The 23,103-nt window shown below is 71.3% G+C and carries 19 protein-coding genes; 11 read left to right on the top strand and 8 right to left on the bottom strand.

Annotation, left to right across the window (positions count from 1 at the left end; all coding sequences use genetic code 11):
• Positions 1-3,240: a hypothetical protein gene (locus FA743_RS20205; RefSeq protein WP_169308738.1), complete on the bottom strand. Its 3,240-nt coding sequence runs from the start codon at positions 3,238-3,240 to the stop codon at positions 1-3.
• A 204-nt stretch (positions 3,241-3,444) separates the two neighbouring features.
• Here FA743_RS20205 and FA743_RS02125 point away from each other — a divergent pair, with 204 nt between their 5' ends.
• Entirely contained in the window at positions 3,445-4,347 is a 903-nt protein-coding gene (locus tag FA743_RS02125; RefSeq protein ID WP_136884214.1) for an SIMPL domain-containing protein, read from the top strand.
• A 109-nt stretch (positions 4,348-4,456) separates the two neighbouring features.
• Here the strand turns inward: FA743_RS02125 and FA743_RS02120 are convergent, their stop codons facing one another.
• Positions 4,457-5,299, bottom strand: a complete 843-nt coding sequence (locus tag FA743_RS02120; protein WP_136884213.1) for an AAA family ATPase — start codon at positions 5,297-5,299, stop codon at positions 4,457-4,459.
• Positions 5,300-5,473: 174 nt separating this feature from the next.
• Between FA743_RS02120 and dksA the strand changes: the two genes are divergently transcribed.
• Together dksA and FA743_RS02110 are read left to right on the top strand one after the other, a co-directional pair.
• The gene (gene dksA / locus FA743_RS02115) at positions 5,474-5,896 is read left to right on the top strand and encodes an RNA polymerase-binding protein DksA (protein WP_135312456.1); all 423 of its coding nucleotides are present in this window, start codon (positions 5,474-5,476) and stop codon (positions 5,894-5,896) included.
• An 81-nt stretch (positions 5,897-5,977) separates the two neighbouring features.
• Entirely contained in the window at positions 5,978-7,108 is a 1,131-nt protein-coding gene (locus tag FA743_RS02110) for an FAD-dependent oxidoreductase (RefSeq protein ID WP_136884212.1), read from the top strand.
• 108 nt (positions 7,109-7,216) lie between these two features.
• Here FA743_RS02110 and glmM read toward each other — a convergent pair whose 3' ends face one another.
• The 5 genes from glmM to FA743_RS02085 form a co-directional block, all read right to left on the bottom strand.
• The gene (gene glmM / locus FA743_RS02105; protein ID WP_136884211.1) at positions 7,217-8,560 is read right to left on the bottom strand and encodes a phosphoglucosamine mutase; all 1,344 of its coding nucleotides are present in this window, start codon (positions 8,558-8,560) and stop codon (positions 7,217-7,219) included.
• Positions 8,557-9,549 (bottom strand): dihydropteroate synthase, encoded by a 993-nt coding sequence (gene folP / locus FA743_RS02100; RefSeq protein WP_136884210.1) that lies wholly within the window; start codon positions 9,547-9,549, stop codon positions 8,557-8,559. Before folP ends, glmM begins: the two co-directional genes overlap by 4 nt.
• A gap of 5 nt (positions 9,550-9,554) precedes the next feature.
• The gene (locus FA743_RS02095) at positions 9,555-10,343 is read right to left on the bottom strand and encodes a dihydroneopterin aldolase (protein ID WP_136884209.1); all 789 of its coding nucleotides are present in this window, start codon (positions 10,341-10,343) and stop codon (positions 9,555-9,557) included.
• 56 nt (positions 10,344-10,399) lie between these two features.
• Positions 10,400-11,050 (bottom strand): cell wall hydrolase, encoded by a 651-nt coding sequence (locus FA743_RS02090; RefSeq protein ID WP_136884208.1) that lies wholly within the window; start codon positions 11,048-11,050, stop codon positions 10,400-10,402.
• Between the two features lie 269 nt (positions 11,051-11,319).
• Entirely contained in the window at positions 11,320-13,863 is a 2,544-nt protein-coding gene (locus FA743_RS02085) for a putative PEP-binding protein (RefSeq protein WP_136884207.1), read from the bottom strand.
• Positions 13,864-14,448: 585 nt separating this feature from the next.
• On the opposite strand from FA743_RS02085, the gene FA743_RS02080 reads away from it, so the two are divergent.
• Positions 14,449-14,910 (top strand): hypothetical protein, encoded by a 462-nt coding sequence (locus FA743_RS02080; protein ID WP_136884206.1) that lies wholly within the window; start codon positions 14,449-14,451, stop codon positions 14,908-14,910.
• A gap of 158 nt (positions 14,911-15,068) precedes the next feature.
• Positions 15,069-15,236: a 50S ribosomal protein L33 gene (rpmG, locus tag FA743_RS02075; protein ID WP_135312657.1), complete on the top strand. Its 168-nt coding sequence runs from the start codon at positions 15,069-15,071 to the stop codon at positions 15,234-15,236.
• A 97-nt stretch (positions 15,237-15,333) separates the two neighbouring features.
• Here the strand turns inward: rpmG and FA743_RS02070 are convergent, their stop codons facing one another.
• Positions 15,334-16,248 carry a LysR substrate-binding domain-containing protein gene (locus FA743_RS02070; protein WP_136884412.1) on the bottom strand — a complete coding sequence of 305 codons (915 nt, stop codon included), beginning with the start codon at positions 16,246-16,248 and terminating at the stop codon, positions 15,334-15,336.
• Positions 16,249-16,370: 122 nt separating this feature from the next.
• Here FA743_RS02070 and FA743_RS02065 point away from each other — a divergent pair, with 122 nt between their 5' ends.
• The 6 genes from FA743_RS02065 (at position 16,371) to FA743_RS02040 (ending at position 23,025) form a co-directional block, all read left to right on the top strand.
• Complete coding sequence (locus tag FA743_RS02065) at positions 16,371-17,654, top strand: NAD(P)/FAD-dependent oxidoreductase (protein ID WP_136884205.1); 1,284 nt, start codon at positions 16,371-16,373, stop codon at positions 17,652-17,654.
• Between the two features lie 181 nt (positions 17,655-17,835).
• The gene (gene amaB, locus FA743_RS02060; protein ID WP_136884204.1) at positions 17,836-19,353 is read left to right on the top strand and encodes an L-piperidine-6-carboxylate dehydrogenase; all 1,518 of its coding nucleotides are present in this window, start codon (positions 17,836-17,838) and stop codon (positions 19,351-19,353) included.
• Between the two features lie 30 nt (positions 19,354-19,383).
• Entirely contained in the window at positions 19,384-20,298 is a 915-nt protein-coding gene (locus FA743_RS02055) for an aminotransferase class IV (RefSeq protein WP_136884203.1), read from the top strand.
• Between the two features lie 146 nt (positions 20,299-20,444).
• Complete coding sequence (locus tag FA743_RS02050) at positions 20,445-21,488, top strand: NAD(P)-dependent alcohol dehydrogenase (protein ID WP_136884202.1); 1,044 nt, start codon at positions 20,445-20,447, stop codon at positions 21,486-21,488.
• Between the two features lie 164 nt (positions 21,489-21,652).
• The gene (locus FA743_RS02045; protein ID WP_136884201.1) at positions 21,653-22,486 is read left to right on the top strand and encodes an XdhC family protein; all 834 of its coding nucleotides are present in this window, start codon (positions 21,653-21,655) and stop codon (positions 22,484-22,486) included.
• Positions 22,483-23,025, top strand: a complete 543-nt coding sequence (locus FA743_RS02040; protein WP_136884200.1) for a nucleotidyltransferase family protein — start codon at positions 22,483-22,485, stop codon at positions 23,023-23,025. Before FA743_RS02045 ends, FA743_RS02040 begins: the two co-directional genes overlap by 4 nt.
• Positions 23,026-23,103: the final 78 nt, after the last annotated feature.

Here is a 23,103-nt window from a genome sequence, read left to right as displayed (position 1 = left end):
CTACTGCCCGTTCAGCACGCCCAGGGCATGGGCGCGGCCCTGCTTCTGATAGGTGATGCGGCTGTCGCCGATCTCGCTGATCGTGCCGCCATTGATGCGGTCGCCGATCCGCAGCGTCAGCACCCGCCCGTTCGACAGGCGCACCAGCGCCCGGCTGGCGCGACCCGCGCCGATGGTGCCGATGATCTGGGTGCTGTTCAGCTGGATGCCGTCGCTGACGGTGGCGCTGGCGGCGGCATTGCCCACGGCATTCTGCGGCACGGCGGCGACCACGTCGGGCTCGGCATCCACCTCGGGCGGCTGATAGCGCTGGTTGCGCGCGGCGGCCCGCTGCTGTTCTGCCTGGGCCTGTGCGCGGGCGCGGGCCTCGGCGGCGGCGCGGGCCTGCGCGTCGGCGCGCGCATCGGCGGCAGCCTGGGACCGGGCCCGCGCCTCGGCCTGGGCCTGCAATTCGTCATCCTGGCGGCGCTGCGCGGCAAGGGCGGCCTGTGAATTCTGGGCCGCCGCGGCGGCGGCTGCGGCGGCCTGTGCCTCGGCGGCGGCCCGCAGGTCCGAGGCCGAGGGCGTCAGCGCGGCGGCGACCGGCGCGGCCGAGGCCATCATGGAATTGACCGCGGCCCCGGTGGCCCGTGCCGCCCGGCGCGGCGGCACCTGCGACGAGGTCAGCGCCGTCAGGGCGACCGCGCCGGGCCGGGCCGGGCTGTCGTCGATGGCCGAGGCGATGGCCTCTTCGACCGCCGCGCCCGAGACGCGGTTGGGGGCGGCCTGCGTCTCGGGCCGGCTGGCGGGCCGGGCCGAGCGCTGGATGGTCCCCGTGGAGGCTGCCGTGACGGCGGGTGCCGGGCTGGCCGAGGCGGGGGGCGAGACGACATCCGCCGCGATGCTGGCGCGCGCGGCGGGGCGGGGCGCGGACACGGAACTCTGCGCGGCGCGCGGCGCGGGGACGGCGCCTGCCGTGGGCTTGCGGATCGGGCGGGCATCGGCCAGCTGGAAGACCATCCCGCGCTCGGCCCGGCTCAGCGGCGCCGCGCCGGCCTGCGCCGTGCGCAGGTCGCGCTGCTGCTGCCGCAGGCGGTCCTCGGCGGCGTCGACCCGCGCAAGGCGCACCGGGTGCACCAGCGGATCGCGGTCGGCCAGGGACCCGACGCCCATCTGGGGCACGCCGAGGTCGCTCAGCTGCAGGGCGGTCTGGCCCCGCTCGGCCAGGGTCAGGCGGCGCGGCTGATCCGCCTCGGCGGCGCTGCCCTCGTCCAGCTGCGACAGGCTCTGAGGCCGGGCCGGCGGACGCGAGGTCGATTCGACCGGGGTCGCCGTCGGCGCCGGGGCGGGGCTTGGCGCAGAGGTCGGGGCAGGGTTCGGGCTTGCGCTGGCAGCCGGGGGCCGGGCCCCGTCAGGCCGCGCCGCCGGAGCCGTGGCGGTCGGAGCCGCCGGTGCCGGGGTCGGTGCGGCGGCTGCCGGCGCAGGCGTTGCGGGGCCGGTTGCCGCGGGCGCCGGAGCGGGCGCGTCGGCTTGAGGTGCCGCCGCCGGGACGGTCGGGCGCGACCGGGGCCGCGTGGCGGCAACGGCGGGCGCCTCGGGCGCGGGCTGCACCTCTGCCTGGAAGGGCAGAGGGCTTTCGGGCACGGTCGGGCGGCTGTCGGGGGCCGCGGGCTGCGCGGCGGCCTCGGGCGCCGTCCGGGGGGGCGGGCGCACGGAACGGGCCAGCGGGCCGGTGGCCGCTGCCGAAGGCGCTGTGGCAGGAGGTGCCGCAGGCGGTGGGGTCGCGCCCTCCGTTTCGGCGGGGGATCCCGGCGCCGGCGCGGCAGGGGCGTTCTCGGCGGGAACGAACTCCGATGCCGGAGCCGTCGCGGAGGCCGTTCCGGTCGCCGCGCCCGTCACGGGAAGACCCGCCGCCGCAGAGGCGGCGGTCGCGGCGCTGGCGGCGGCCTCGGGCGTCACGCCCGCAGCCGGAGGCGCCGTCCCGAGAGCCTCGGCCAAGGCACGGTCCAGCGCATCCGGTTCGGTCGCGGGCGCTTGGGTCGGGGCGACCGGCGCCGGCGCGGCACTCTCAGCCGGGGCGTCCGGTGCCTCGGCCAGAGGGGCATCAGGTGCCGTGACGGGGGCCGTCTCAGCCGCCGTCTCGGGCGCCGTCTCCGGCACAACCGGCGCCACCTCGGCGGGATCCGCCGCGGGCGCAGGGGCCGCCGGCAGCTCGCCCTCGGGTTGTGCCGAAGGCGCCTCAGCCACTGGAACCTCCGTCGGCGGCGCCTCGGCGACCGGGGTCTGCGAGGTCGGGCGGCCGAAGACCAGCAGCGCCAGCACCAGGATCAGCACCAGCCCGCCCAGCATCACCGGCAACCGCCCGGGATCCAGCGCCCGCAGCCGATCGGCAAGACCGCGCGTCGGGACGGGATCCGCGGCCTCGGCCGCGCGCTGCGCCTTCGCCGTGGCGGCACGCTGATGCAGGGCCTCGGCCCGCGGCGAGAGGCGGCTGGCGGTCAGCGCCCCGCCATGCCGGATGACGGCGCCAGACGCCCCCCCCTCGGCCGGACTGGCGTCCCCGGCATCGGCATCGGCGACAGCATCCGTCGCGACCACCGCATCCGCCGGCATCTGCACCGGCACATGCGGGGTGATCCGCGAGACGGCGGGCTGCGCGGCCATCGCCGGGGCCGCGCCCGGTTCGACCTCGATCACCGGGGCGGTGACGCGGGCCTGCATCAGGTCGGGCGCGCTGAAGGGACGGCGGTCGAACTGTTCCTGCGCCAGGCGCGTGGGGCCGAAATCGGGCTGCCCCTCGAAACGGTCATCGCCCGGCCGGGCCTGGAAGCCCGAAGGGCGGAACCCCTGCGCGCGCGCGAAATCCTCGGCCTCGTCCAGGGTGCGGCGGGCCACGGCGGCCACGCGCAGCGTCTCGATGTCGCCATTGGCGGCGGGACACCAGTCGAAGGCCAGATCCTCGGCCCGGTAGGGCGACGAGGCCTCCAGTGCGCGCGCGATGGTGGCCGCCGTGTCGGACCCGAAGGGCACCGTCAGCACCGTATACAGGATCTGGTCGTCGGGGATCACCAGCACGGTGTCCAGCTCGCCGGCCTGACCCCCGGCCTCCTTGCGCAGGGCGTTGAGGACCGAGGCCAGGTCGCCGCCGGCAAAGCGGGCCTGGCCGAGCGGCTGCCATTCGGGGCCGTCGCGACATTCCAGTTGCACGGCCTCCTGGGTAAAGCTCATGGCGAATTCAGGGGACGCGGCATGCTGGTTCATGGATGTGTTCACTGCTCGGTTTGCATGGTGCGATGCGTGCGCGCCATGTCGTTGGCCTCGTCGTCCTCTCTACCGCAAATTGTGGAGTGTTGAAAGAAGAACTGCCACATCTGTGATCGGATTTGCGCGCAAAAGGGCTGTGCATCGCAGGAGGTCCGAGGCATCACAAGGCACGCCCAACGTGTGATCAGAAAGGATCCCCCGATGCGACCTTCCCTCCGTGCCCCGCATGCCCGCCGCCTGGCCCTGAGCGTGGCGCTGGCCGCGCTGACCGCCGGTCCCGCCCTCGCCGCGCCGATGGCCTGCGGCCCCGCCGGCCCCTCGCGCATGACCGTCACGGGCGAGGGCCAGTCCCGGACCGCCCCCGACATGGCCAGCATCCAGCTGGGCGTCACCACCCAGGCCGACAGCGCCGCCGAGGCGATGTCGCAGAACAACGACCGCCAGAGCGCGGTGATCGCGGCCCTGACCGACACGGGGATCGACGCCGCGCAGATCCAGACCTCGGGCCTGTCGCTGAACCCGCTGATGCAATATGGCGAGAACCAGGCGCCCACCGTGACGGGCTATCAGGCCAGCAACATGGTGACCGTCCGCGTCTCGGATCTGGGGACCTTGGGCGAGGTGCTGGACGCGATCGTGGGCGCCGGCGCCAACGAGATCAACGGCATCACCTTCACCCGCGAGGATGGCGCCTCGACCCAGGACGACGCCCGCCGCGAGGCGGTCGCCGATGCGCGGCGCAAGGCCGAGGTCCTGGCCGAGGCCGCCGGCGTCGAGCTGGGTCCGCTGATGACCCTGCGCGACGTGGCGACCGGCAATGGCGGCCCGCGCCCGATGATGCGGATGGAGGCGGCGATGGCCGACAGCACTCCCGTCCAGCCCGGCGAGGTCGAGACCACGGCGCAGGTCGAGGTCGAGTTCGCGCTGGCGGGCGAGGGCGCCTGCGCCCCGATGCCCTCCCATGGCCGCCACCATGGCGGGCCCCAGGGTGGGCCCGCCCCCGCCCCGGTCGATCCCCCGATGCCGGGCGACGGCGCCCCCGCCGCCGATGAACCCATCGTCCCGGGCATCGTCGAGCCGCTGCCCGAGGCCCCCGCAAACTGACCGTTGGACCGGGGCCCGGGCCCCGGTCCTCACGCCCACCTTTCATCTTGGCTGAAATATCCCGGGGGGAGTCCGCAGGACGGGGGGCAGCGCCCCCCTCCAACCCCGCCTACCGCCCCTGACGCCGGGCCATGAAGGCCAGCTTCTCGAACAGCGCCACATCCTGCTCGTTCTTCAGCAATGCCCCGTGCAGGCGCGGCAGCATCGTCGCGGGATCGCGCGCCAGATCCTCGGGCGCCAGATCCTCGGCCAGGATCAGCTTCAGCCAGTCCAGGAACTCGCTGGTCGAGGGCTTCTTCTTCAGCCCCGGCGCCTCGCGCAACTCCAGAAACTGGGTCAGCGCGGTGTCCAGCAGCCGCGGCTTCAGGCCCGGATGATGCACCTCGACGATGGCCTTCAGCGTCGCGGCATCGGGAAAGCGGATGTAATGGAAGAAGCAGCGCCGCAGGAAGGCGTCGGGCAGCTCCTTCTCGTTGTTCGAGGTGATGATGACGACCGGGCGATGCGCGGCGCGGACGGTCTCGCCGGTCTCGTAGACATGGAACTCCATCCGGTCCAGTTCCTGCAGCAGGTCGTTGGGGAACTCGATATCGGCCTTGTCCACCTCGTCGATCAGCAGCACGACCCGGGCTGGCGCCGCGAAGGCCTGCCACAGCTTGCCCCGCCGGATATAGTTCGACACGTCGTTGACCCGCGCATCGCCCAGCTGGCTGTCGCGCAGCCGGCTGACCGCGTCGTATTCGTACAGGCCTTGCTGCGCCTTGGTGGTCGATTTCACATGCCATTCGAGGATCGGCATCCCCATGCTGGCGGCGACCTGCCGGGCCAGCTCGGTCTTGCCGGTGCCGGGCTCGCCCTTGACCAGCAGCGGACGCTGCAACGTGATCGCCGCATTGACCGCCAAGGCCAGGTCGGGCGGCGCCACATAGCTGTCGGTCCCGATGAATTGCATGAAGACTTCTCCTTCTGGCCAAGGTGCTTGGCCGCGATGGCCCGCGCGGGCGGGCAGATTTGCACGCCGCGCATGATTACCCTGCGCAACCCTAGTGACAAGCGCCACGCCATACTTTATGGGGGCGCGCAAGGTGCCGGTAAATTAGCTCCGCCCGGCGCTGCCGGAGGACGTATGAAAGCCCAGACCTTCCTTCCCCAGGATTATCGTCCCGCCGAGGACGAGCCCTTCATGAACGAGCGTCAGCTCGAATATTTCCGGCGCAAGCTGGAAGCCTGGAAGCAGGAATTGCTGGACCAGTCGGCCGAGACGCTGGAAGGCCTGCAGGACAGCGCCCGTGCGGTGCCCGACCTGGCCGACCGCGCCAGCGAGGAAACCGACCGCGCGCTGGAACTGCGCACCCGCGACCGCCAGCGCAAGCTGGTCAGCAAGATCGACTCGGCACTGCGCCGCATCGAGACCGGCGATTTCGGCTATTGCGAGATGACCGGCGAGCCGATCAGCCTGCGCCGTCTGGATGCCCGCCCCATCGCCACCATGACGCTGGAGGCGCAAGAGCGTCACGAGCGCAAGGAGCGCGTCCATCGCGACGACTGACCGGCCCGCAAGCCGCGGCCCCCATACCGGGCCGGTCCGCGATGCTTCAGGGCATCTGACCGGCGCCCCTCGGGGGCCGCGATGACCGGCGCCCTGACCGGCCGGCCCGCCACCGTGATCGGCGCCGGGATCGGCGGCCTGACCGCCGCGCTGGCCCTGGCGCGGCGCGGCGCCCGCGTGACCGTCCTCGAACGCGCCCCGGCCTTGTCCGAGGTCGGCGCAGGCATCCAGCTCTCGGCGAATGCGGTGCGGGTGCTGGACGCCCTCGGGCTGGGTCCGGCGCTGGACAGCGCCAGCCTGCGCAACCGCGCGGTCCAGTTGAACGACGCCCAAGGCCGCCGCGTGCTGCGCATGGACCTTGCCGCGCACCGGCCCGAGGCGCGCTTCCTGCTGATTCACCGCGCCCGGCTGATCGAGCTGTTGGCCGATGCGGCCTTGGGCGCCGGGGTCGATCTCCGCCTGGGACAGGACATCGCGACGCCCCCCGACCTGCCGCTGCTGATCGGCGCCGAGGGCGTCAGAAGCCCCCTGCGCCGCGCGCTGAACGGCCCCGAGACCCCGTTCTTCACCGGCCAGACCGCCTGGCGCGCGCTCATCCCCGAGACCCCCGGGGCCCCGCCCGAGGCGCAGGTCTTCATGGGCCCGGGTCGCCATCTGGTCAGCTATCCGCTGGCGGGCGGGCGGCGCAATCTGGTGGCCGTCCTCGAGCGCGCCGACTGGCAGGACGAGGGCTGGTCCCGGCCCGGCGACCCCGGTGATCTGCGCACGGCCTTCGCGGGCTTCGGCGGCCCGGTGCCCGGCTGGCTCTCTGCTGTTTCAAAGGTCCATCTCTGGGGCCTCTTCCGCCACCCCGTCGCCGCCCGCTGGCACGACGATCGCCGCGCGATCCTGGGCGATGCCGCCCATCCGACCCTGCCGTTCCTGGCGCAGGGCGCGGGCATGGCGATCGAGGATGCCTGGGTGCTGGCCACCTGCCTCGACGCGGGTCCCGATCAGCCCGCAGCCCTTGCCCGCTATCAGGCCCTGCGCCAGCCGCGCGTCACCCGCATCACCGAGGCCGCCACCGCCAATGCCCGCAACTATCACTTCAAGGGCCCGATGCGCCTCGCCGCCCATACCGTGCTGCGCCTGGCCGACCGCCTCGCCCCCGCTTTGATGCCCGGCCGCTTCGACTGGCTCTACGACCACGACCCGGTCACGGCCAGCCCCTGAGGCACAGACCGGCACCCCTTTTCATCTTGGCAGAAATATCCCGGGGGGTGCGGGGGGCTGGCCCCCCGCCGTCGCGGGACGCGCTCAGGCCCCCACCGCGGGACGCGATCAGGCCGCGTGTTCGACCGCCGCGACGATGCCCTCGACCACCTCGCGCAGGACATGCTCGTCCTCGGCCTCGGCCATGACCCGGATCAGGGGCTCGGTGCCCGACTTGCGGATCAGCACCCGGCCGGTGCCGGCCAGCCGCGCCTCGGCCTCGGCGATGACGCGGCGGACCGGCTCGGCTGCCAGGGGATCGGCGCCGGCGGCATAGCGGACGTTCTTCAGCATCTGCGGGACTGGGTCGAACTGGGCGACCAGCTCGCTGGCGGGCAGGCCGGTCTCGGCCATGGCCCCCAGAACCTGCATCGCCGCCACCAGCCCGTCGCCGGTGGTGGCATAGTCGGTCATCACGATATGGCCCGACTGCTCGCCGCCCAGGTTGAACCCGCCCTCGCGCATCCGCTCGACCACATAGCGGTCACCCACCTGGGTGCGCTCCAGCCGCAGCCCCTGGGCCGCCATGAAATGCTCCAGCCCCAGGTTGGACATGACGGTGGCGACCAGCGCCCCGCCCTTCAGCCGGCCCTGCGCGGCCCATCGGCCCGCCAGCAGCGCCATGATCTGATCGCCATCCGCCACGCGGCCCGTTTGGTCCACGATCACCACCCGGTCGGCATCGCCGTCCAGGCTGATGCCCAGATGCGCGCCATGGGCCAGCACCGCCTTGGCGCAGGCCTGCGGATGGGTGCTGCCCACGCCGTCATTGATGTTGAAGCCGTCGGGCTTCACGCCAAGCGGGATCACTTCGGCGCCCAGCTCCCACAGCACGTCGGGGGCGGCGCGATAGGCCGCGCCATGCGCGCAGTCCAGGACCACCTTCAGACCGTCCAGCCGCAGACCCGAGGGCAGGGTCGTCTTGGCATATTCCATGTAGCGCCCGCGCCCGTCGTCGATGCGCTTGGCGCGGCCGATATTGGCGGGCTGGGCGGGGGCGACCTCGCTTGCGACGATGGCCTCGATCTCGGCCTCGGCCTCGTCGGACAGCTTGAAGCCGTCGGGGCCGAAGAACTTGATGCCGTTATCCTCGGCCGGGTTGTGGCTGGCCGAGATCATGATGCCCAGATCGGCGCGCATGGACCGGGTCAGGAACCCCACCGCGGGCGTGGGCACCGGGCCCAGCAGCAGCACGTTCATGCCCGTGCTGGTCAGCCCGGCGGTCAGCGCGTTCTCCAGCATGTAGCCCGACAGGCGCGTGTCCTTGCCGATCACCACCCGATGGCGGTTGCGCCCGTCGCGGCGGAAATAGCGCCCGGCGGCGGCGCCGAGGCGCAGCGCCATCTCGGCGGTCATGGGATGGGTGTTGGCGCGTCCGCGCACCCCGTCGGTCCCGAAAAGCTTCCTGCTCATGTCCCCGTCTTTCCTTCTTCGTCGTTCAGCGCCGCGATCAGGCGCAGCCCCTGTGCATGCTCGGCCACGTCATGGACGCGGTGGATCTGGACCCCCTGCGCCACCGCCATGACGGTCAGCGCCAGCGTGCCGGGCATCCGGTCGCCGGGCGCCTCGGCCCCGCCGATCGTGCCGATGAAGCGCTTGCGCGACAGGCCCAGCAGGATCGGGCAGCCCAGACCGTGATAGACCGAGATGCGCCGCAGGATCGCCAGATTATGCGCCATCGTCTTGCCGAATCCGATGCCCGGATCGATCACGATCCGCTGCGCGGGAATGCCCGCCGTCACCGCCCGCGCGATCCGCGCCTCCAGCGCGTCATAGACGTCCAGCAGCACGTCGCCATAGCGCGGATCGTGCTGCATCGTCGCCGGTTGGCCCTGGGCATGCATCAGGCAGACCGGCACGTCCGCCTGCGCCACGACGCCCGCCAGATCCGGGTCGAAATCGAAGCCCGAGACATCGTTGACCATGCCCGCCCCCGCCGCCAGAGCGGCCTGCGCGACGCGGGCCTTGCGGGTGTCCACGGACAGCGGCACCGCGCCCGCCATGGCATGAAGGGTCGGCAGGATGCGCGCGATCTCGTCGTCCTCGGGCACCTCCTCGGCGCCGGGGCGGGTTGATTCGCCGCCCAGATCCAGCAGATCGGCGCCCGAAGCGACCAGCGCTCGGGCCTGCTGGGGCGGATCGTAATGCCCGCCATCCGAAAAGCTGTCGGGGGTGGCGTTCACGATCCCCATCAGGCGCGGGCGGTCAAGCGACAGGCCCAGCAGCGGCGCGCGGGGCGCGGTCAGGGCGGCCATGACCTCGTCCGGGGCGCGGTCCACCACCTGCGGGGGCTGGCCGCGCTGCAGGCGCTCGAACAGGGTGAAGCCGGTCCAGCCTCCGGCCAGCCGCCAGCGGGCGGCGCCGGGCTGCGGAATCGGGCGGTAATAGGCGCGCTCGGACATGATCCCTACCGCGCGGGCAGGCGGGAGAGGGTCAACACCAGACCCTCGGGCAGCGCGGGCAGGGGCAGGGGCTCGGGGCGCGCCACATCCAGCCGATGCGCGCCGATCCGGCCCGCCAGCCACAGCGACAGGCTGTCGGGGGTCTCGCCTGCCGCAGGGGCATCGGCGGCCAGCCGCGCGGGCGCCCAGACCACCGGCTGGCCGGCCTGGATGGCGGCCTCCAGTTCGGTCCGCGTCTCGGCGATCTCCAGATCCAGCGCTCCGGCCAGCGCCCAGGCCATCTGATCCAGCGCCAGCAGCGCGATGCGCCGGGCGTGGGGGCCCTCGGCCGGCACGGGCGCATCGCCCGGCAGCACCACGACCGCGCCCTGCGGGGCGGGTGCGCCGGGGCCGTGGATCAGGATTGCCACCGAGGCCGCGACGCCCGAGGCCGGCACGCGGCCCCGATGACGGGTGATCGACACGCCAAGCGCGCCGGGGCCGCGATCCAGCTTCTCGACGGTGACATGGATGCAGGCGGCGCGGGGATGGGCCAGGACCTCGGCGGCGATGCGCTCGGCCAGGGTCTCGACCAGGTTGTAGCGCTGGTCGGCCAGCGCGGTCGTCACGCCCTGGGTCAGCACATCATAGGACAGGATCTGGTCCACATGATCGTCGCTGCCCGCGACCGTCTCGCGCAGTTCGACGGTCAGGTTGAAGCGCAGGCGCTGGTCGCGGCCGCGTTCGGACTGGAAGGCGCCGATCTCGGCCGAGAGGACGTGATCGCGCAGAAAGATGCGGTCGGGATGTTCCATCAGGCCATTCACAGCAAATCGCTGGCGCGGGCAAGTCCCGCCCGCATCCCGCAGCCTCAGTTCGAGGCGACGCGCTGGTTGCCGCGATAGAAGATGTGGCGGCCGATCTGCACGGTGCGCTGGAAGCGGTGCGACCAGGCGGGGCGCACGGCGGGGGTGTGGAAATAGGTGGCGCCGCCGGTCAGGGCGCGGGGGGCGCCCGACAGGGCAGCCTCGGCGATGTCGCGGGCGCGCAGATAGGCGCCCTTGTTGCGGATCGGCTTGGCGCCGCCGATGGTGTAGCTGAACTGGCTGGGCTGGTTGATCACCCCGCAGACGGTGCCCGGAAAGGCGCCGCTGTCGACGCGGTTCAGGATCACCTCGGCCACGGCGGCCTGGCCCTGGCGACCCTCGCCGCGCGCCTCGTGATAGAGGGCCTCGGACAGGCATTCCAGATCGGCGCGGGAATAGCTGGACCGGGTGCTTGCCAGATGAAGTTCTTCGACCGGCGCATCGGGTGTAATTTCCACTTTCGCAGGCTCGGCGCCGGTGTATAGAAGCGGCGTCAGGCGGGCATGGCTCGAGGTCGATTGCAGGGCGCTCAGAAGGACCGCGTCGGACGAAAACAGCGATCCGTTCCCCCCTGCGGTGGCGATGGTCGAGGCGAAGGGGACGGCGAAGGCGGCACATAAGGTCACGTGCGCCAGCCGGTGAAGCAGCTTGGGCATGGATCGTCCTATAACAGGGCACCCGTTGACGGGGCATTAAGGCCCGGCGACAGGAGCAGACCGTCATGCCGGGCGGTCTGACGAAGTGATTAGGATTTTCGACACGCCTCCGGCTATCCCCGTTCCCTGCGAAGGGGGGATTGGGCCGTGTCCAAGCAGTTTTGGGCAGTAATCCGCTGGACGGTTCAGTCCAGTTTGGCGGGTTCCGGCGCATGGGCCCCAAATAGGTCCGAACCGTCCCGATTGGTCGGCAACTTGTGGTTGCAGACTCAGATTTCCGCGCGACCCTGAGACATGCGAATCGCCGATTGCGCCGCCGCCAGCCGCGCCACCGGCACCCGGAAGGGCGAGCAGGACACGTAATCCAGCCCCGCCTTGTGGCAGAAGGCGATGGATTCCGGGTTTCCGCCATGCTCTCCGCAGACGCTCAGCGTGATGCCGGGCTTGTGGGCGCGGGCGCGCTGGACGCCGATCAACAGCAACTCGCCCACCCCGTCCTGATCCAGCACATGGAACGGATCCTCGGCATAGACGCCCTGACCGACATAGGTGCCCATGAAGCGGCCCGCATCGTCGCGCGACAGGCCGTAGGTCATCTGCGTCAGATCGTTCGTGCCGAAGGACAGGAAGGCGCATTGCCCGGCGATGTCGCCCGCCCGCAGCGCGGCGCGCGGCGTCTCGACCATGACGCCAAGACGATAGGTGAAATCCGTCCGCGTCTGGTTGCGGACGGCGGCGGCGACGGCGTCGATGCGGGTCTTGACCAGCTCGACCTCGCGCATGGCGCTGACCAGCGGGATCATGATCTCGGGGACCACCGGATCGCCCTTGCGGCTGGCCTCGATGGTCGCCTCGAAGATGGCGCGGGCCTGCATGTCATAGATCTCGGGGACGGTGATGCCCAAGCGCACGCCGCGCATGCCCAGCATCGGGTTGAACTCGGTCAGGGCCTCGACGCGGCGGGTCACGTCGGCCAAGGGCAGGTCCAGCGATTCCGCCAGCTCGCGCAGGCCCTCGCGGTCATGGGGCAGGAATTCGTGCAGGGGCGGGTCGAACAGGCGGATGGTCACCGGCAGTCCGGCCATGATCTCGAACAGGCGGCTGAAATCCTGGCGCTGCATGGGCAGGATGCGGTCCAGAGACAGGCGGCGATCCTCGGGGCTGTCGGCGAAGATCATCTCGCGCATGGCCGGCAGGCGCTCGCCGTCGAAGAACATGTGCTCGGTCCGGCAGAGGCCGATCCCCTGGGCCTGGAAGCGGCGCGCGGTGATCGCATCCTCGGGCGTGTCGGCATTGGCGCGCACGCCCATGCCCCCGGCATCGGCGGCCCAGTCCATCAGCTGGGTGAAGGCGTCGTCCAGCGCCGGGGGCAGCAGCACGGCGGCCCCGGCCAGCACCTCGCCCGAGGAGCCGTCGATGGTGATCTCGTCGCCCTCGCGCAGCATCCGCGTGCCCGCGCGCAGGGTCCGGGCGCGGGCATCGATGCGGATCGCGCTGGCCCCCACGATGCAGGGCAGGCCCAGGCCGCGCGCGATGACGGCGGCATGGCTGGTGGTGCCGCCCCGTTCCGTCAGCACGCCGACCGAGGCATGCATGCCGCGGATATCCTCGGGGATGGTCTCGCGCCGGACCAGGATGCAGGGCTCGCCCCGGGCATGGGCGGATTGCGCGGCGGCGGCGGAAAAGACGATGCGCCCGGTGGCGGCGCCGGGGCTGGCATCGATGCCGCGGGTAATCACGTCGCGGGGGGCGCGCGGATCGACCTGATGGTGCAGCAGGTCGGCCAGGGCGCGGGGCTCGACCCGCATCAGAGCCTCGGTCGGGGGGATGATGCCGTCACGCGCCAGGCTGACGGCGATGCGCACGCTGGCGCGGCTGCCGCGCGCGACGCGGTCGGCGTCGATGACGCTGATCTGCCCGCCGGTGACGACGAACTCGATCTGCATCTCCTCGCGCAGGCGTTCGCGGGCGGCGATGCCGAAGCGGACCAGATCGGCAAAGATCTCGGGCGCGGTCTCCTCCAGCGAGGGGCCGCGCGTGTCGCGGGTCAGGTACAGCGTCTCGGCCCCGGTGCCGATGGTGGGGCCGTGGCGCTGTCCGCGGAACCGCCCGGTGACGCGGGGGGCGCCGGTGACCGGATCGATGAACTGGATCGTGCCGGAGCCGCAGATACCCGGCCCCAAGGCCAAGGCCATCTCCTGCACGACCAGCCCCAAGGGCGCGTCGGGCGGCGCGCCCTTGGCCTGACGCAGCAGCCGGGCGGTCGGGCCGTCCCAGGCCCGCGCCATGCTGCGCAGTACCTCGGACAGCTGTTCGGCGGGATCCTGGGGGAAGGGGGCGTCCATTTCGTCGCAATAGCAGCGCAGAGCGCCCGCCAGCGCGCCGGGGCCGTCCTGGGTGAACAGGTCGGGATCCAGCCGGGCGATGTGGATGGCATAGCTTTGCACGAAGGACAGATAGACCGCATCCGCATTGGCCTGGCCGATCCGGCCCGCCAGCCGGTCGTGCAGCGCGTCGTTGATGCCCACGTTCAGCACCGTGCCCGGCCCGCCCCATTCGGGCATCACCGCCGAGGGGCGCACGCTGACCAGCCCGCTGCCGTCGAAGATCGGCGACAGATCGGCGGGCGGGGGGCGCCGCCCTTGGGCGATCATCCGCACGTTGTCGCAGCCGATGGCAAAGCTGCGCGGGACCGGCAATTCCATGCGGATCAGCCGTTGCAGGCACTTTGCCCGCCAGCCGTGCAGATCGCGCACGACCGGGGCCGAGGGCGTGATGCGGATTGCCGTGGGGGGCGGGGGTGCGATGGTCATGACGGCTGCATCCTAGGGGTCATGCCGTTCCTGTCGCAAGGGATATATGCGGCGCCGCAGCACGCCGCCACGGGGCGCAGCAGGTGCCGATTGCCGCACCCCCGTCGATCGCGCCGCCCCGCCGATCCCGAGGGACCCCTGCTGGAGAGGCGGGGCAGGGGTCTGCGGTGCCCCGCGCCCATGCTGTCTTGGCATTTCGGAGGTTCGGTACGCCCCCGTCGGAAAAGGGGCCCTGCCTTGCGGCGGGCCCCTTTTACGGTTCGAACGACATCTGCAACTTGCTACGTCCCCTCAACATGCCGCAGCGCAGAACGTTCCCTCGCAATCGCAGGATTTGGGGCGAAAACCGGTCCTTTTTTGCAGCGGTCACGCGCCGTCCGCGCGGAATGAACCCAAGCCGCGCCCGTCGCGTTGGCCCCGACACCAAAGGAGAAACCCATGTTCCGTCTTTTCAAGTATTTCGCGATCTTCAAGATGATCCGCCGTTTCATGCGGCGGCGCTGAGGACATTGCCACGGCCCGGATGCAGGGCGCGTCCGGGCGTGATACCATGCCCACCTTGAGACCCCGGACAAGGATGACGCGGTGTTTGCGCAATGGAAGCAGGAAAAGGCCATCTCGGGCCTTGTCGACGAGGCGCAGGCGCTGGCCGACCGGCTGGCCGGGACCAAGCCGCATTTCGTGGAAAGCCACGCTGCCGCCGCCCAGTTCTGGGCTGCCCATCACCTGTCCCAGGGGCAGGATCTTCACGACCTCGCGCAATGGCCCAAGAAGGACGTCGCGCGTTTCGTCTCCAGCGCCCAGACCCGGATTGCGGCCCTGCGCAAGGAGCGTCACTACGACAGCAGCGACGGGCTGGCGGTCTGGCTGCACACCGCGCGGGCGGTGACCGAACCCCGGATCCTGCCGGCCATCCGCGAGGTCTGGCAGCATCTGATGAAGGCCGGGCCGAATGCCGATTCCATGGCCGAGGACCTGATCCGCGAGGCCGACCTGCCGCCCGGCAAGGGCCGGCAGATCCCCACCGGGTTCACGACCGAGGACTGACGCCGAAATGCGGCCCGTCCCTTGGCGCCGACCCGCACTTTCCCGACAGCGGGTCGGTTTGGCGGTTGACACTCCCGCGCCTGAGGCTAAAAGGCGTCTTCATCAGGAATTCCACGGGGTGTGCGGCGCGCGATTGCCCCGAAGCAGGAGCGATTATCATGGCGAAGCCGACCACCATCAAGATCCGGCTGAACTCGACCGCCGGGACCGGCCACTTCTATGTGACCAAGAAGAATGCCCGCACGATGACCGAGAAGATGGCCGTGCGTAAGTACGACCCCGTCGTCCGTCAGCATGTCGAATACAAGGAAGGCAAGATCAAGTAAGGATCCTGCCGACCGGCTTGGCACGCGCCGGGCCCATCTGAACTGTAGAAATGGGGTGCCACGGCAATGTGGCGCCCCGTTTTCCCATGCGCCGCCCTCAGCCGGGTCCGGGCGCGTCGGGGGTGGGGCCGGCGGTCTCCTCGATCAGCCAACGGCGCAGGTGCTGCAAGGGCGGGAAATCGTCGCGGTCGCGGGGCCAGGACAGGTAGTAGGCCTCGGTGCCGCGAAAGGGCAGGGGCAAGGCCTCGACCAGCCGGCCCTCGGCCCGTTCCGCCTGGAACAGTTGCTCGGGCAGCAGCGCCACCCCCAGGCCCGCCACCGCCGCCGCGCCCAGCAGCGCGAACTGGTCGAACAGCATCCCGTGGATGGCGCTGTCATCCACGTCATATTCGCGCAGCCAGCGTTCCCAGGCATCGGGGCGGGTGGTCAGGTGCAGAAGCGGCATCCCGCGCAGATCCTGTGGCAGGCGCGGCGCGTGGCGTGCGGCCAGTTCGGGCGCGCAGAGCGGCAGCACCGTCTCGGGCTGCAGCATCACGGCGGGCTCCTCGCCGCGCCCGGGGCTGCCGAAGCGGATGGTCGCATCGACGATGCCGTCGCGGAACTCGAACCGGGCCGCGCGGCTGAGGATGTTGACGGTGATGTCGGGGCATTGTGCGGTGAAGCGCGGCAGGCGCGGGATCAGCCAGCGCGCCCCGAAGCCCGGCGGCACGCCCAGGGTCAGGGCGCCTGCCGGGCTGGCGCGCAGGTTCATCGAGGCCGCCGAGATGCGCTGCAGCGCGTCGCGCACCTCGCGCGCATAGCCTTGGCCGCCCAGGGTCAGCGCGATCGTCTGCTTCTCGCGCACGAACAGCGTGACGCCCAGCTGCCCCTCCAGCGCCCGGATCTGGCGCGAGACGGCGGATTGGGTCAGCGCCAGCTCCTGCGCGGCCTGGGTGATCGACCCGGTCCGGGCAGCGGCTTCGAAGGCTGCCAGTAGCGGCAGCGAGGGCAGGAACCTGCGGGGCGTGGCCATGGTCATTCCGGGATGGGCAGATGTCATGAAAAACTGGCGCTATCTTAACTGCCGGGGCCGGCGGACAAAAGTCCCCCGAGGGGCGTGGCGACACGGGCCCCGCCATGAAAGGGGCCCGACCGATGCGCGATGATCCCTGCACCCACGGATTGTGGGAACGCACCGCCCCCGCCGCCCCGCCGACAGGCCGGCTGGAGGGCGAGACCACCGCCGAGGTCGTCATCGTCGGCGCGGGCTATACCGGCCTCTCCACCGCCCTGCACCTGGCCGAGCGCGGCATCGACGCGGTCGTGCTGGAGGCGGTCGAGATCGGCTTCGGCGGCGCGGGGCGCAATGTGGGGCTGGTCAATGCGGGCATGTGGGTCATGCCCGACCAGCTGGTGGCGACGCTCGGCCCCGATCAGGGGGGGCGCCTCATCGCGCTGCTGGCCGAGGGTCCGGCCCGGGTCTGGGACATCGTGCGCCGCCATGACATCGCCTGCGAGGCCACGCCCACGGGCACCCTGCACGCGGCGGTCGGGCCTTCGGGCTGGGCCGAGCTGTCCGAACGCGCCCGCCAGTGGCAGCGCCTCGGCGCCCCGGTCGAGCTGCTGCCGCCCGACGAGGCCGCCGCGATGATCGGCAGCAAAGTCTATGCCGGTGCGCTTCTGGACCGCCGGGCGGGCACGATCCAGCCCTTGGCCTATGCGCGCGGGCTGGCCCGGGCGGCTTTGGGGCAGGGCGCGAGGATCTTCACCGGCTCGCCCGCGACGGGGCTGCAGCGGCAGGGCGCGGGTTGGCGCGTGACCACCCCGGCGGGATCGGTCACCGCGCGGCGGGTGGTCATGGCGACCGACGCCTATACCCGCCACCTGACGCCGGAACTTCGCACGCAGCAGGTCTTCCTGCCCTATTTCAACCTGGCGACCGAACCCCTGTCTGACGATGTCGCCCGGACCATCCTGCCCGGGCGGCAGGGCGGATGGGACACGCAGGAGGTGCTGACCTCGTTCCGGCTGGACCGGCAGAACCGGATGGTCTTCGGCTCGGTCGGCGCGCTGCGCAACAGCGGCGATCTGGTCCACCGGGCCTGGGCACGGCGCGCGCTGCGGCGGATCTTTCCGCAGATCGGAGAGGTCAAGTTCCAGACGGGCTGGTTCGGGCAGATCGGCATGACCGGCGACAACCTGCCCCGGTTCCACCGGCTGGACGAGGGTGTCTACAGCTTCTGCGGCTACAATGGCCGGGGGATCGCACCGGGCACGGTCTTCGGGCAGGTCCTGGCGGGCTATCTGTCGGGTGAGATCCCCGAGGCCGACCTGCCGCTGCGCCCTTGCCAGCCCCAGCCCGCCGCGTTTGGACGCCTGCGCGCCGCCGGGTTCGAGATCGGCGCGCAGATGGTGCATCTGGTCGATGCGCGGCGCTGACCAAGGAGACGCGCCCCGCCCGCGCCATTCCGGGGCCGCATCACCTCAGTCCCAAACAACCCGTTCCAAGGTGGGGGCGATGCTGTAAGAAGGCCCCCGAACCCGCGCCCCTGCGGCACGCCGACATCCACAGACCTGAACGGGCCTCGCGCCCTCGCACGACCGACAAGGACCCATCCCCATGACCGACAGCATCGCCACCGTGACCCGCGACGTTCTGGACCGCCTCGGCGTCGGATCCGCGCTCTATACCGGCGGCACGCTGGACAGCTTCTCGCCGGTCACCGGCGAGCGCATCGCCACGCTGCCCGAACAGGGCGCCGCCGAGGTCACCGCCGCTATCGACCGCGCTGCGGTGGCCTTCCGCGCCTGGCGCACGGTTCCCGCGCCGCGCCGGGGCGAGCTGGTCCGGCTGCTGGGCGAGGAATTGCGCACCGCCAAGGACGATCTGGGCCGCCTCGTCTCGATCGAGGCGGGCAAGAGCCCGTCCGAGGGCGCGGGCGAGGTGCAGGAGATGATCGACATCTGCGATTTCGCCGTGGGCCTGTCGCGCCAGCTCTATGGCCTGACCATCGCCACCGAACGCCCCGGCCACCGGATGATGGAGACCTGGCACCCGCTTGGCGTCGTGGGCGTCATCTCGGCCTTCAACTTCCCGGTCGCGGTCTGGTCGTGGAACACCGCGCTGGCGCTGGTCTGCGGCAATCCGGTCGTCTGGAAGCCGTCCGAGAAGACCCCGCTGACCGCGCTGGCCTGCCAGGCGATCCTGGACCGCGCCCTGGCCCGCTTCGGCGACGCGCCCGAGGCACTGAGCCAAGTGATCGTCGGCGGCCGCGAGACGGGCGAGGCGCTGGTCGAGGGTCCGCGCGTGGCGCTGGTCTCGGCCACCGGCTCGACCCGGATGGGGCGGCAGGTGGGGCCCAAGGTGGCGGCGCGCTTCGGGCGCACGATCCTGGAGCTGGGCGGCAACAATGCGGGCATCGTCTGCCCCTCGGCCGATCTGGACATGGCCCTGCGCGCCATCGCCTTCGGCGCGATGGGCACGGCGGGCCAGCGCTGCACGACGATGCGGCGGCTGTTCGTCCATGACAGCGTCTATGACCAGCTGGTCCCGGGGCTGGTCAAGGCCTACGCCTCGGTCACGGTGGGCAACCCGCTGACGACGCCCGCGCTGGTCGGCCCGCTGGTCGACCGCGCGGCATATGACGCCATGCAGGCGGCGCTTCAGGCCGCGAAGGCCGCCGGCGGCACCGTCCATGGCGGCACGCGCGTCACCGAGGCAGGCCCCGAGGCCGCCTTCTACGTCCGCCCCGCGCTGGTCGAGATGCCCGCCCAGACCGGCCCGGTGCTGGAGGAGACCTTCGCGCCGATCCTCTATGTCATGCGTTACGGCGATCTGGACGAGGCGATCGCGCAGCACAATGCGGTCGGCGCGGGCCTCTCGTCCTCGATCTTCACCACCGACCTGCGCGAGGCCGAGACGTTCCTGTCGGCGGCGGGGTCCGATTGCGGCATCGCCAACGTGAACATCGGCACCTCGGGCGCCGAGATCGGCGGGGCCTTCGGTGGCGAGAAGGAAACCGGCGGCGGGCGCGAAAGCGGCTCGGACGCGTGGAAGGGCTACATGCGCCGCGCCACCAACACGATCAACTACTCGCGCGAGCTGCCCCTGGCGCAGGGCGTCAGCTTCGACATCTGACCTGCAGACATCCCGACAGAAGGCCGCATCATGACCCCGCTCAGCAGTTCCTCGTCGCAAAGCTATGTGAAGGATCCCCGCAACGAGGGGGTGCAGATCTATGTGAACGGCGACTTCTTTCCCCGCGATCAGGCCAAGGTGTCGATCTTCGATGCGGGCTTCGTGCTGGGCGACGGCATCTGGGAGGGGATCCGCCTGATCGACGGGCGCCTTCTAGCCATCGACGACCATATCGACCGCCTCTTCGAAGGCGCGACGGCGATCCAGCTGGACATCGGCTTCACCAAGGCCGGGCTGGTCGAGGAAATCTGGAAATGCCTGCGCCACAACGACATGCAGGACGGCGTGCATATCCGCATCATGATCTCGCGCGGGGTGAAATCGACGCCGAACCAGGACCCCCGCTTTATCACCGGCGGCGCCACCATCGTCATCGTGGCCGAATGGAAGCAGCCGAACCCGGCCCTGAAGGAGACCGGGATGGCGCTGATGACCTCGACCATCCGCTGTTCCACGCCGGATGTGTTCGACCTGCGCCTGAATTCCCATTCGCGGCTGAACTTCATCCAGGCGCTGCTGCAGGCGATCAACATGGGCGCGGACGAGGCGCTGATGCTGGACGACCGGGGCTTCGTCGCCTCGTGCAATTCGACGAACTTCTTCATCTTCCGGGGCGACGAACTGTGGACCTCGGACGGGCTGACCTGCTTCAACGGCATCACCCGCAAGGCCGCCATCCGGCTGTGGCGGCAGGCGGGGCTGACGGTGCGCGAGGCGCCCTTCACCCTGGCGCAGGTCTATTCCGCCGACGAGGCCTTCGTCACCGGCACGCTTGGCGGCATCACCCCGGTGGCGACCATCGACGGGCGGCCCATCGGGGATGGCCGTCCCGGGCCGCGCACCGCCCGGATGAACGCGCTCTATCAGGACTATCTGGCGGGCTGACCCCTGCAGTCCCGCCCGCAAGGCCGATCGCTTTTTTCCTGTCTTGCGAAATTTGCCGCGATTTCCCGCGGGGCGACATTGACACCCCGCGGCGGTCGCCGTCCTGCTGGCCGCGCAGAGAAACGACCCGCAGGGAGGGGATCACCATGGCGAAATCACTGGTGCTGGAGGCCAAGGGCCAGCTGTCGCTGCGCGAGATCGCGCTGGACACGGATCTGGGGCCGGACGATGTGCGCATCGCCATCCGCACGGTCGGGGTCTGCGGATCGGACGTGCATTACTATACCCATGGCAAGATCGGCCCCTTCGTCGTCACCGAGCCGATGGTGCTGGGCCACGAGGCCTCGGGCGTGGTGACCGAGGTCGGCGCGCAGGTCCGCCACCTGAAGCCCGGCGACCGCGTCTGCATGGAGCCGGGCATCCCCGACCCGACCTCGCGCGCGGCCAAGATGGGGATCTACAACGTCGATCCCGCCGTCCGGTTCTGGGCGACGCCGCCCATCCATGGCTGCCTGACGCCGCATGTGGTCCATCCGGCGGCCTATACCTACCTGCTGCCCGACAACGTCTCCTTCGCCGAGGGCGCGATGGTCGAGCCCTTCGCCATCGGCATGCAGGCCGCGCTGCGCGCCCGCATCCAGCCCGGCGACATCGGCTTGGTCAACGGCGCCGGTCCCATTGGCATGATGACCGCGCTGGCCGCGCTGGCCGGCGGCTGCGCCAAGGTCTACGTGGCCGATCTGGCCCAGCCCAAGCTGGACATCATCGCCGCCTATCCCGGCATCGAGACGATCAACATCCGCCAGACCCCGGCAGCCGAGGCCATCGCGGATGCCACGGCTGGATGGGGCGCGGACGTGGTCTTCGAATGCTCGGGCGCGGCGCCCGCCATCCTGGGCCTGCCGCAGCTGGCCCGGCCCGGCGGCACGGTCGTGCTGGTCGGCATGCCGGTCGATCCGGTGCCCGTCGACATCGTGGGCCTGCAGGCGAAGGAGCTGCGGATCGAGACCGTCTTCCGCTATTCCAATGTCTATGACCGCGCCATCGCCCTGATCGCGGCGGGCAAGGTGGACTTGACGCCGCTCATCTCGCTGACGATGCCCTTCGCCGACAGCATCGCCGCCTTCGACCGCGCCGCCGAGGGCCGCGAGACCGACGTCAAGATCCAGATCGAGATGCCCGCCGCCTGAACCGCGCCGCCCCCGGGCCTTCCAGGATCGCACAGTCTGATGTCTGGAGCGATGACCGAGGGCGTCCTACCTCGCACACCGCCTCAAGGTTGCAGATTTCCGTGCATCCAAATCCGGGGCAGGGGCGTTACAGGGGCTGCGACCCTTTGTGCCGGAATCCTGCCATGTCGATCTCTGCCCCCATCGCCGCCACGGGCACCTGCCCGGTCAAGTCCCTGCTGCGCCGCCCCGGCGGGGCCCTGGCGCTTCTGACCGGCACCACGGGCGGCTTTCCCCGCCGCCCCGGCGCGATGATGGCGCTCTGGCCCGATGGCACGCGCGTGGGACGCTTGGGCGCGGGCTGCATCGATGGCGACATCGCCGCGCATCTGGACCGCCCCGGCCCGGTCACGCGGCTGACCTATGGCGTGGGCGGGCCGGTGGATCTGCCCTTGCCCTGTGGCGGCAGCGTGGACATCGCGCTGATCCACCGTCCCGATCCCGACTGGCTGGGCGCCATCTGGGACGACCGCATCCGCCGCCGCTCGGGGCGCTGGTGCGTGAACCTGCAGACCGGACGCCCCTGCCGGACCGAGGCGCCGGACACGGCCGATTTCGCCCTGACCCTGCCGCCCCCGCCGGCCTTCCAGATCCATGGCGAGGGCGACGAGGCCCAGGCCCTGACCGCCCTGGTGGCTGCGCTGGACATGCCGATCCTGGGGCAGGAGGCCCGCCCCGATGCCTACAGCGCCGTGGTCACCCTGTTCCACGACCACGACCGCGAGCTGCCGGCCCTGACCCGCGCTTTGCAATCCGAGGCCTTCTACATCGGCGCGCTCGGCTCGCAGCGCGCCCGCGCCGCCCGTCATGCGGCGCTGGCGCAGCAGGGCGTCGATGCGCCGACCCTGGCCCGCCTGCGCGGTCCGATCGGTGTCATCTCGCCCGCCCGCGACCCGCGCCTGATCGCCGCCTCGACCCTGACCGAGATCCTCGCGGCCTACGAGGCGCTTACCGCGTGATCCGCACCGGCCTCCTGCTGGCCGCCGGCGCCTCGCGCCGCTTCGGGCCGCAGGACAAGCTGCTGGCCCTGCTGCACGGACAGCCGCTGGTCACCCATGCCGCAGATGCGCTGCGCGACACGCCTCTCGACCACCGCATCGCCGTCATCGCCCATCCCGAACTCGCACGTCTGCTCGACGGGTTCGAGATAATCCTGATCCCCCCGGGCCAGCAATCCGACAGCCTGCGCGCGGGACTGCAGGCGGCCGGCCAGCCCGACCGCCTGCTCATCGCCTTGGGGGATATGCCCGACGTGACCGCCGCGCATCTGACGCGCATCCTGACCGCCGCCACCGAGGACCTGCCCGCCTGCAGCCATGACGGTACCGCCCCGCTGCCCCCCGCCTGCTTCCCGCAGGCCCGCCTTGCCGACCTGCACAGCCTGAACGGAGACCAAGGCGCCGCCCGTCTCCTCCAGGACCTGCCGCCAACCCAGTACATCGACGCCCGCAGCCTTCTGCGCGACATCGACACTCCCGACCAGATCGCCCCAACCTAACCCTTTCATCTTGGCCCAAATATCCCGCGGGGGGTCCGGGGGGCGCGAAGCCCCCCGGCCGTCGCGGGACGCAAAGCC

The organism is Paracoccus gahaiensis, from assembly GCF_005048225.1.
Taxonomy (GTDB): domain Bacteria; phylum Pseudomonadota; class Alphaproteobacteria; order Rhodobacterales; family Rhodobacteraceae; genus Paracoccus; species Paracoccus gahaiensis.
The sequence above is the reverse complement of the archived record's forward strand: the minus strand, read 5'-3'. Positions and strand labels throughout refer to the sequence as shown.

Coding starts and splice junctions, on each gene's coding strand:
- FA743_RS20205 (WP_169308738.1), bottom strand. CDS start 3,240: ATGAACCAGCATGCCGCGTCCCCTGAATTCGCCATGAGCTTTACCCAG.
- FA743_RS02125 (WP_136884214.1), top strand. CDS start 3,445: ATGCGACCTTCCCTCCGTGCCCCGCATGCCCGCCGCCTGGCCCTGAGC.
- FA743_RS02120 (WP_136884213.1), bottom strand. CDS start 5,299: ATGCAATTCATCGGGACCGACAGCTATGTGGCGCCGCCCGACCTGGCC.
- dksA (WP_135312456.1), top strand. CDS start 5,474: ATGAAAGCCCAGACCTTCCTTCCCCAGGATTATCGTCCCGCCGAGGAC.
- FA743_RS02110 (WP_136884212.1), top strand. CDS start 5,978: ATGACCGGCGCCCTGACCGGCCGGCCCGCCACCGTGATCGGCGCCGGG.
- glmM (WP_136884211.1), bottom strand. CDS start 8,560: ATGAGCAGGAAGCTTTTCGGGACCGACGGGGTGCGCGGACGCGCCAAC.
- folP (WP_136884210.1), bottom strand. CDS start 9,549: ATGTCCGAGCGCGCCTATTACCGCCCGATTCCGCAGCCCGGCGCCGCC.
- FA743_RS02095 (WP_136884209.1), bottom strand. CDS start 10,343: ATGGAACATCCCGACCGCATCTTTCTGCGCGATCACGTCCTCTCGGCC.
- FA743_RS02090 (WP_136884208.1), bottom strand. CDS start 11,050: ATGCCCAAGCTGCTTCACCGGCTGGCGCACGTGACCTTATGTGCCGCC.
- FA743_RS02085 (WP_136884207.1), bottom strand. CDS start 13,863: ATGACCATCGCACCCCCGCCCCCCACGGCAATCCGCATCACGCCCTCG.
- rpmG (WP_135312657.1), top strand. CDS start 15,069: ATGGCGAAGCCGACCACCATCAAGATCCGGCTGAACTCGACCGCCGGG.
- FA743_RS02070 (WP_136884412.1), bottom strand. CDS start 16,248: ATGGCCACGCCCCGCAGGTTCCTGCCCTCGCTGCCGCTACTGGCAGCC.
- FA743_RS02065 (WP_136884205.1), top strand. CDS start 16,371: ATGCGCGATGATCCCTGCACCCACGGATTGTGGGAACGCACCGCCCCC.
- amaB (WP_136884204.1), top strand. CDS start 17,836: ATGACCGACAGCATCGCCACCGTGACCCGCGACGTTCTGGACCGCCTC.
- FA743_RS02055 (WP_136884203.1), top strand. CDS start 19,384: ATGACCCCGCTCAGCAGTTCCTCGTCGCAAAGCTATGTGAAGGATCCC.
- FA743_RS02050 (WP_136884202.1), top strand. CDS start 20,445: ATGGCGAAATCACTGGTGCTGGAGGCCAAGGGCCAGCTGTCGCTGCGC.
- FA743_RS02045 (WP_136884201.1), top strand. CDS start 21,653: ATGTCGATCTCTGCCCCCATCGCCGCCACGGGCACCTGCCCGGTCAAG.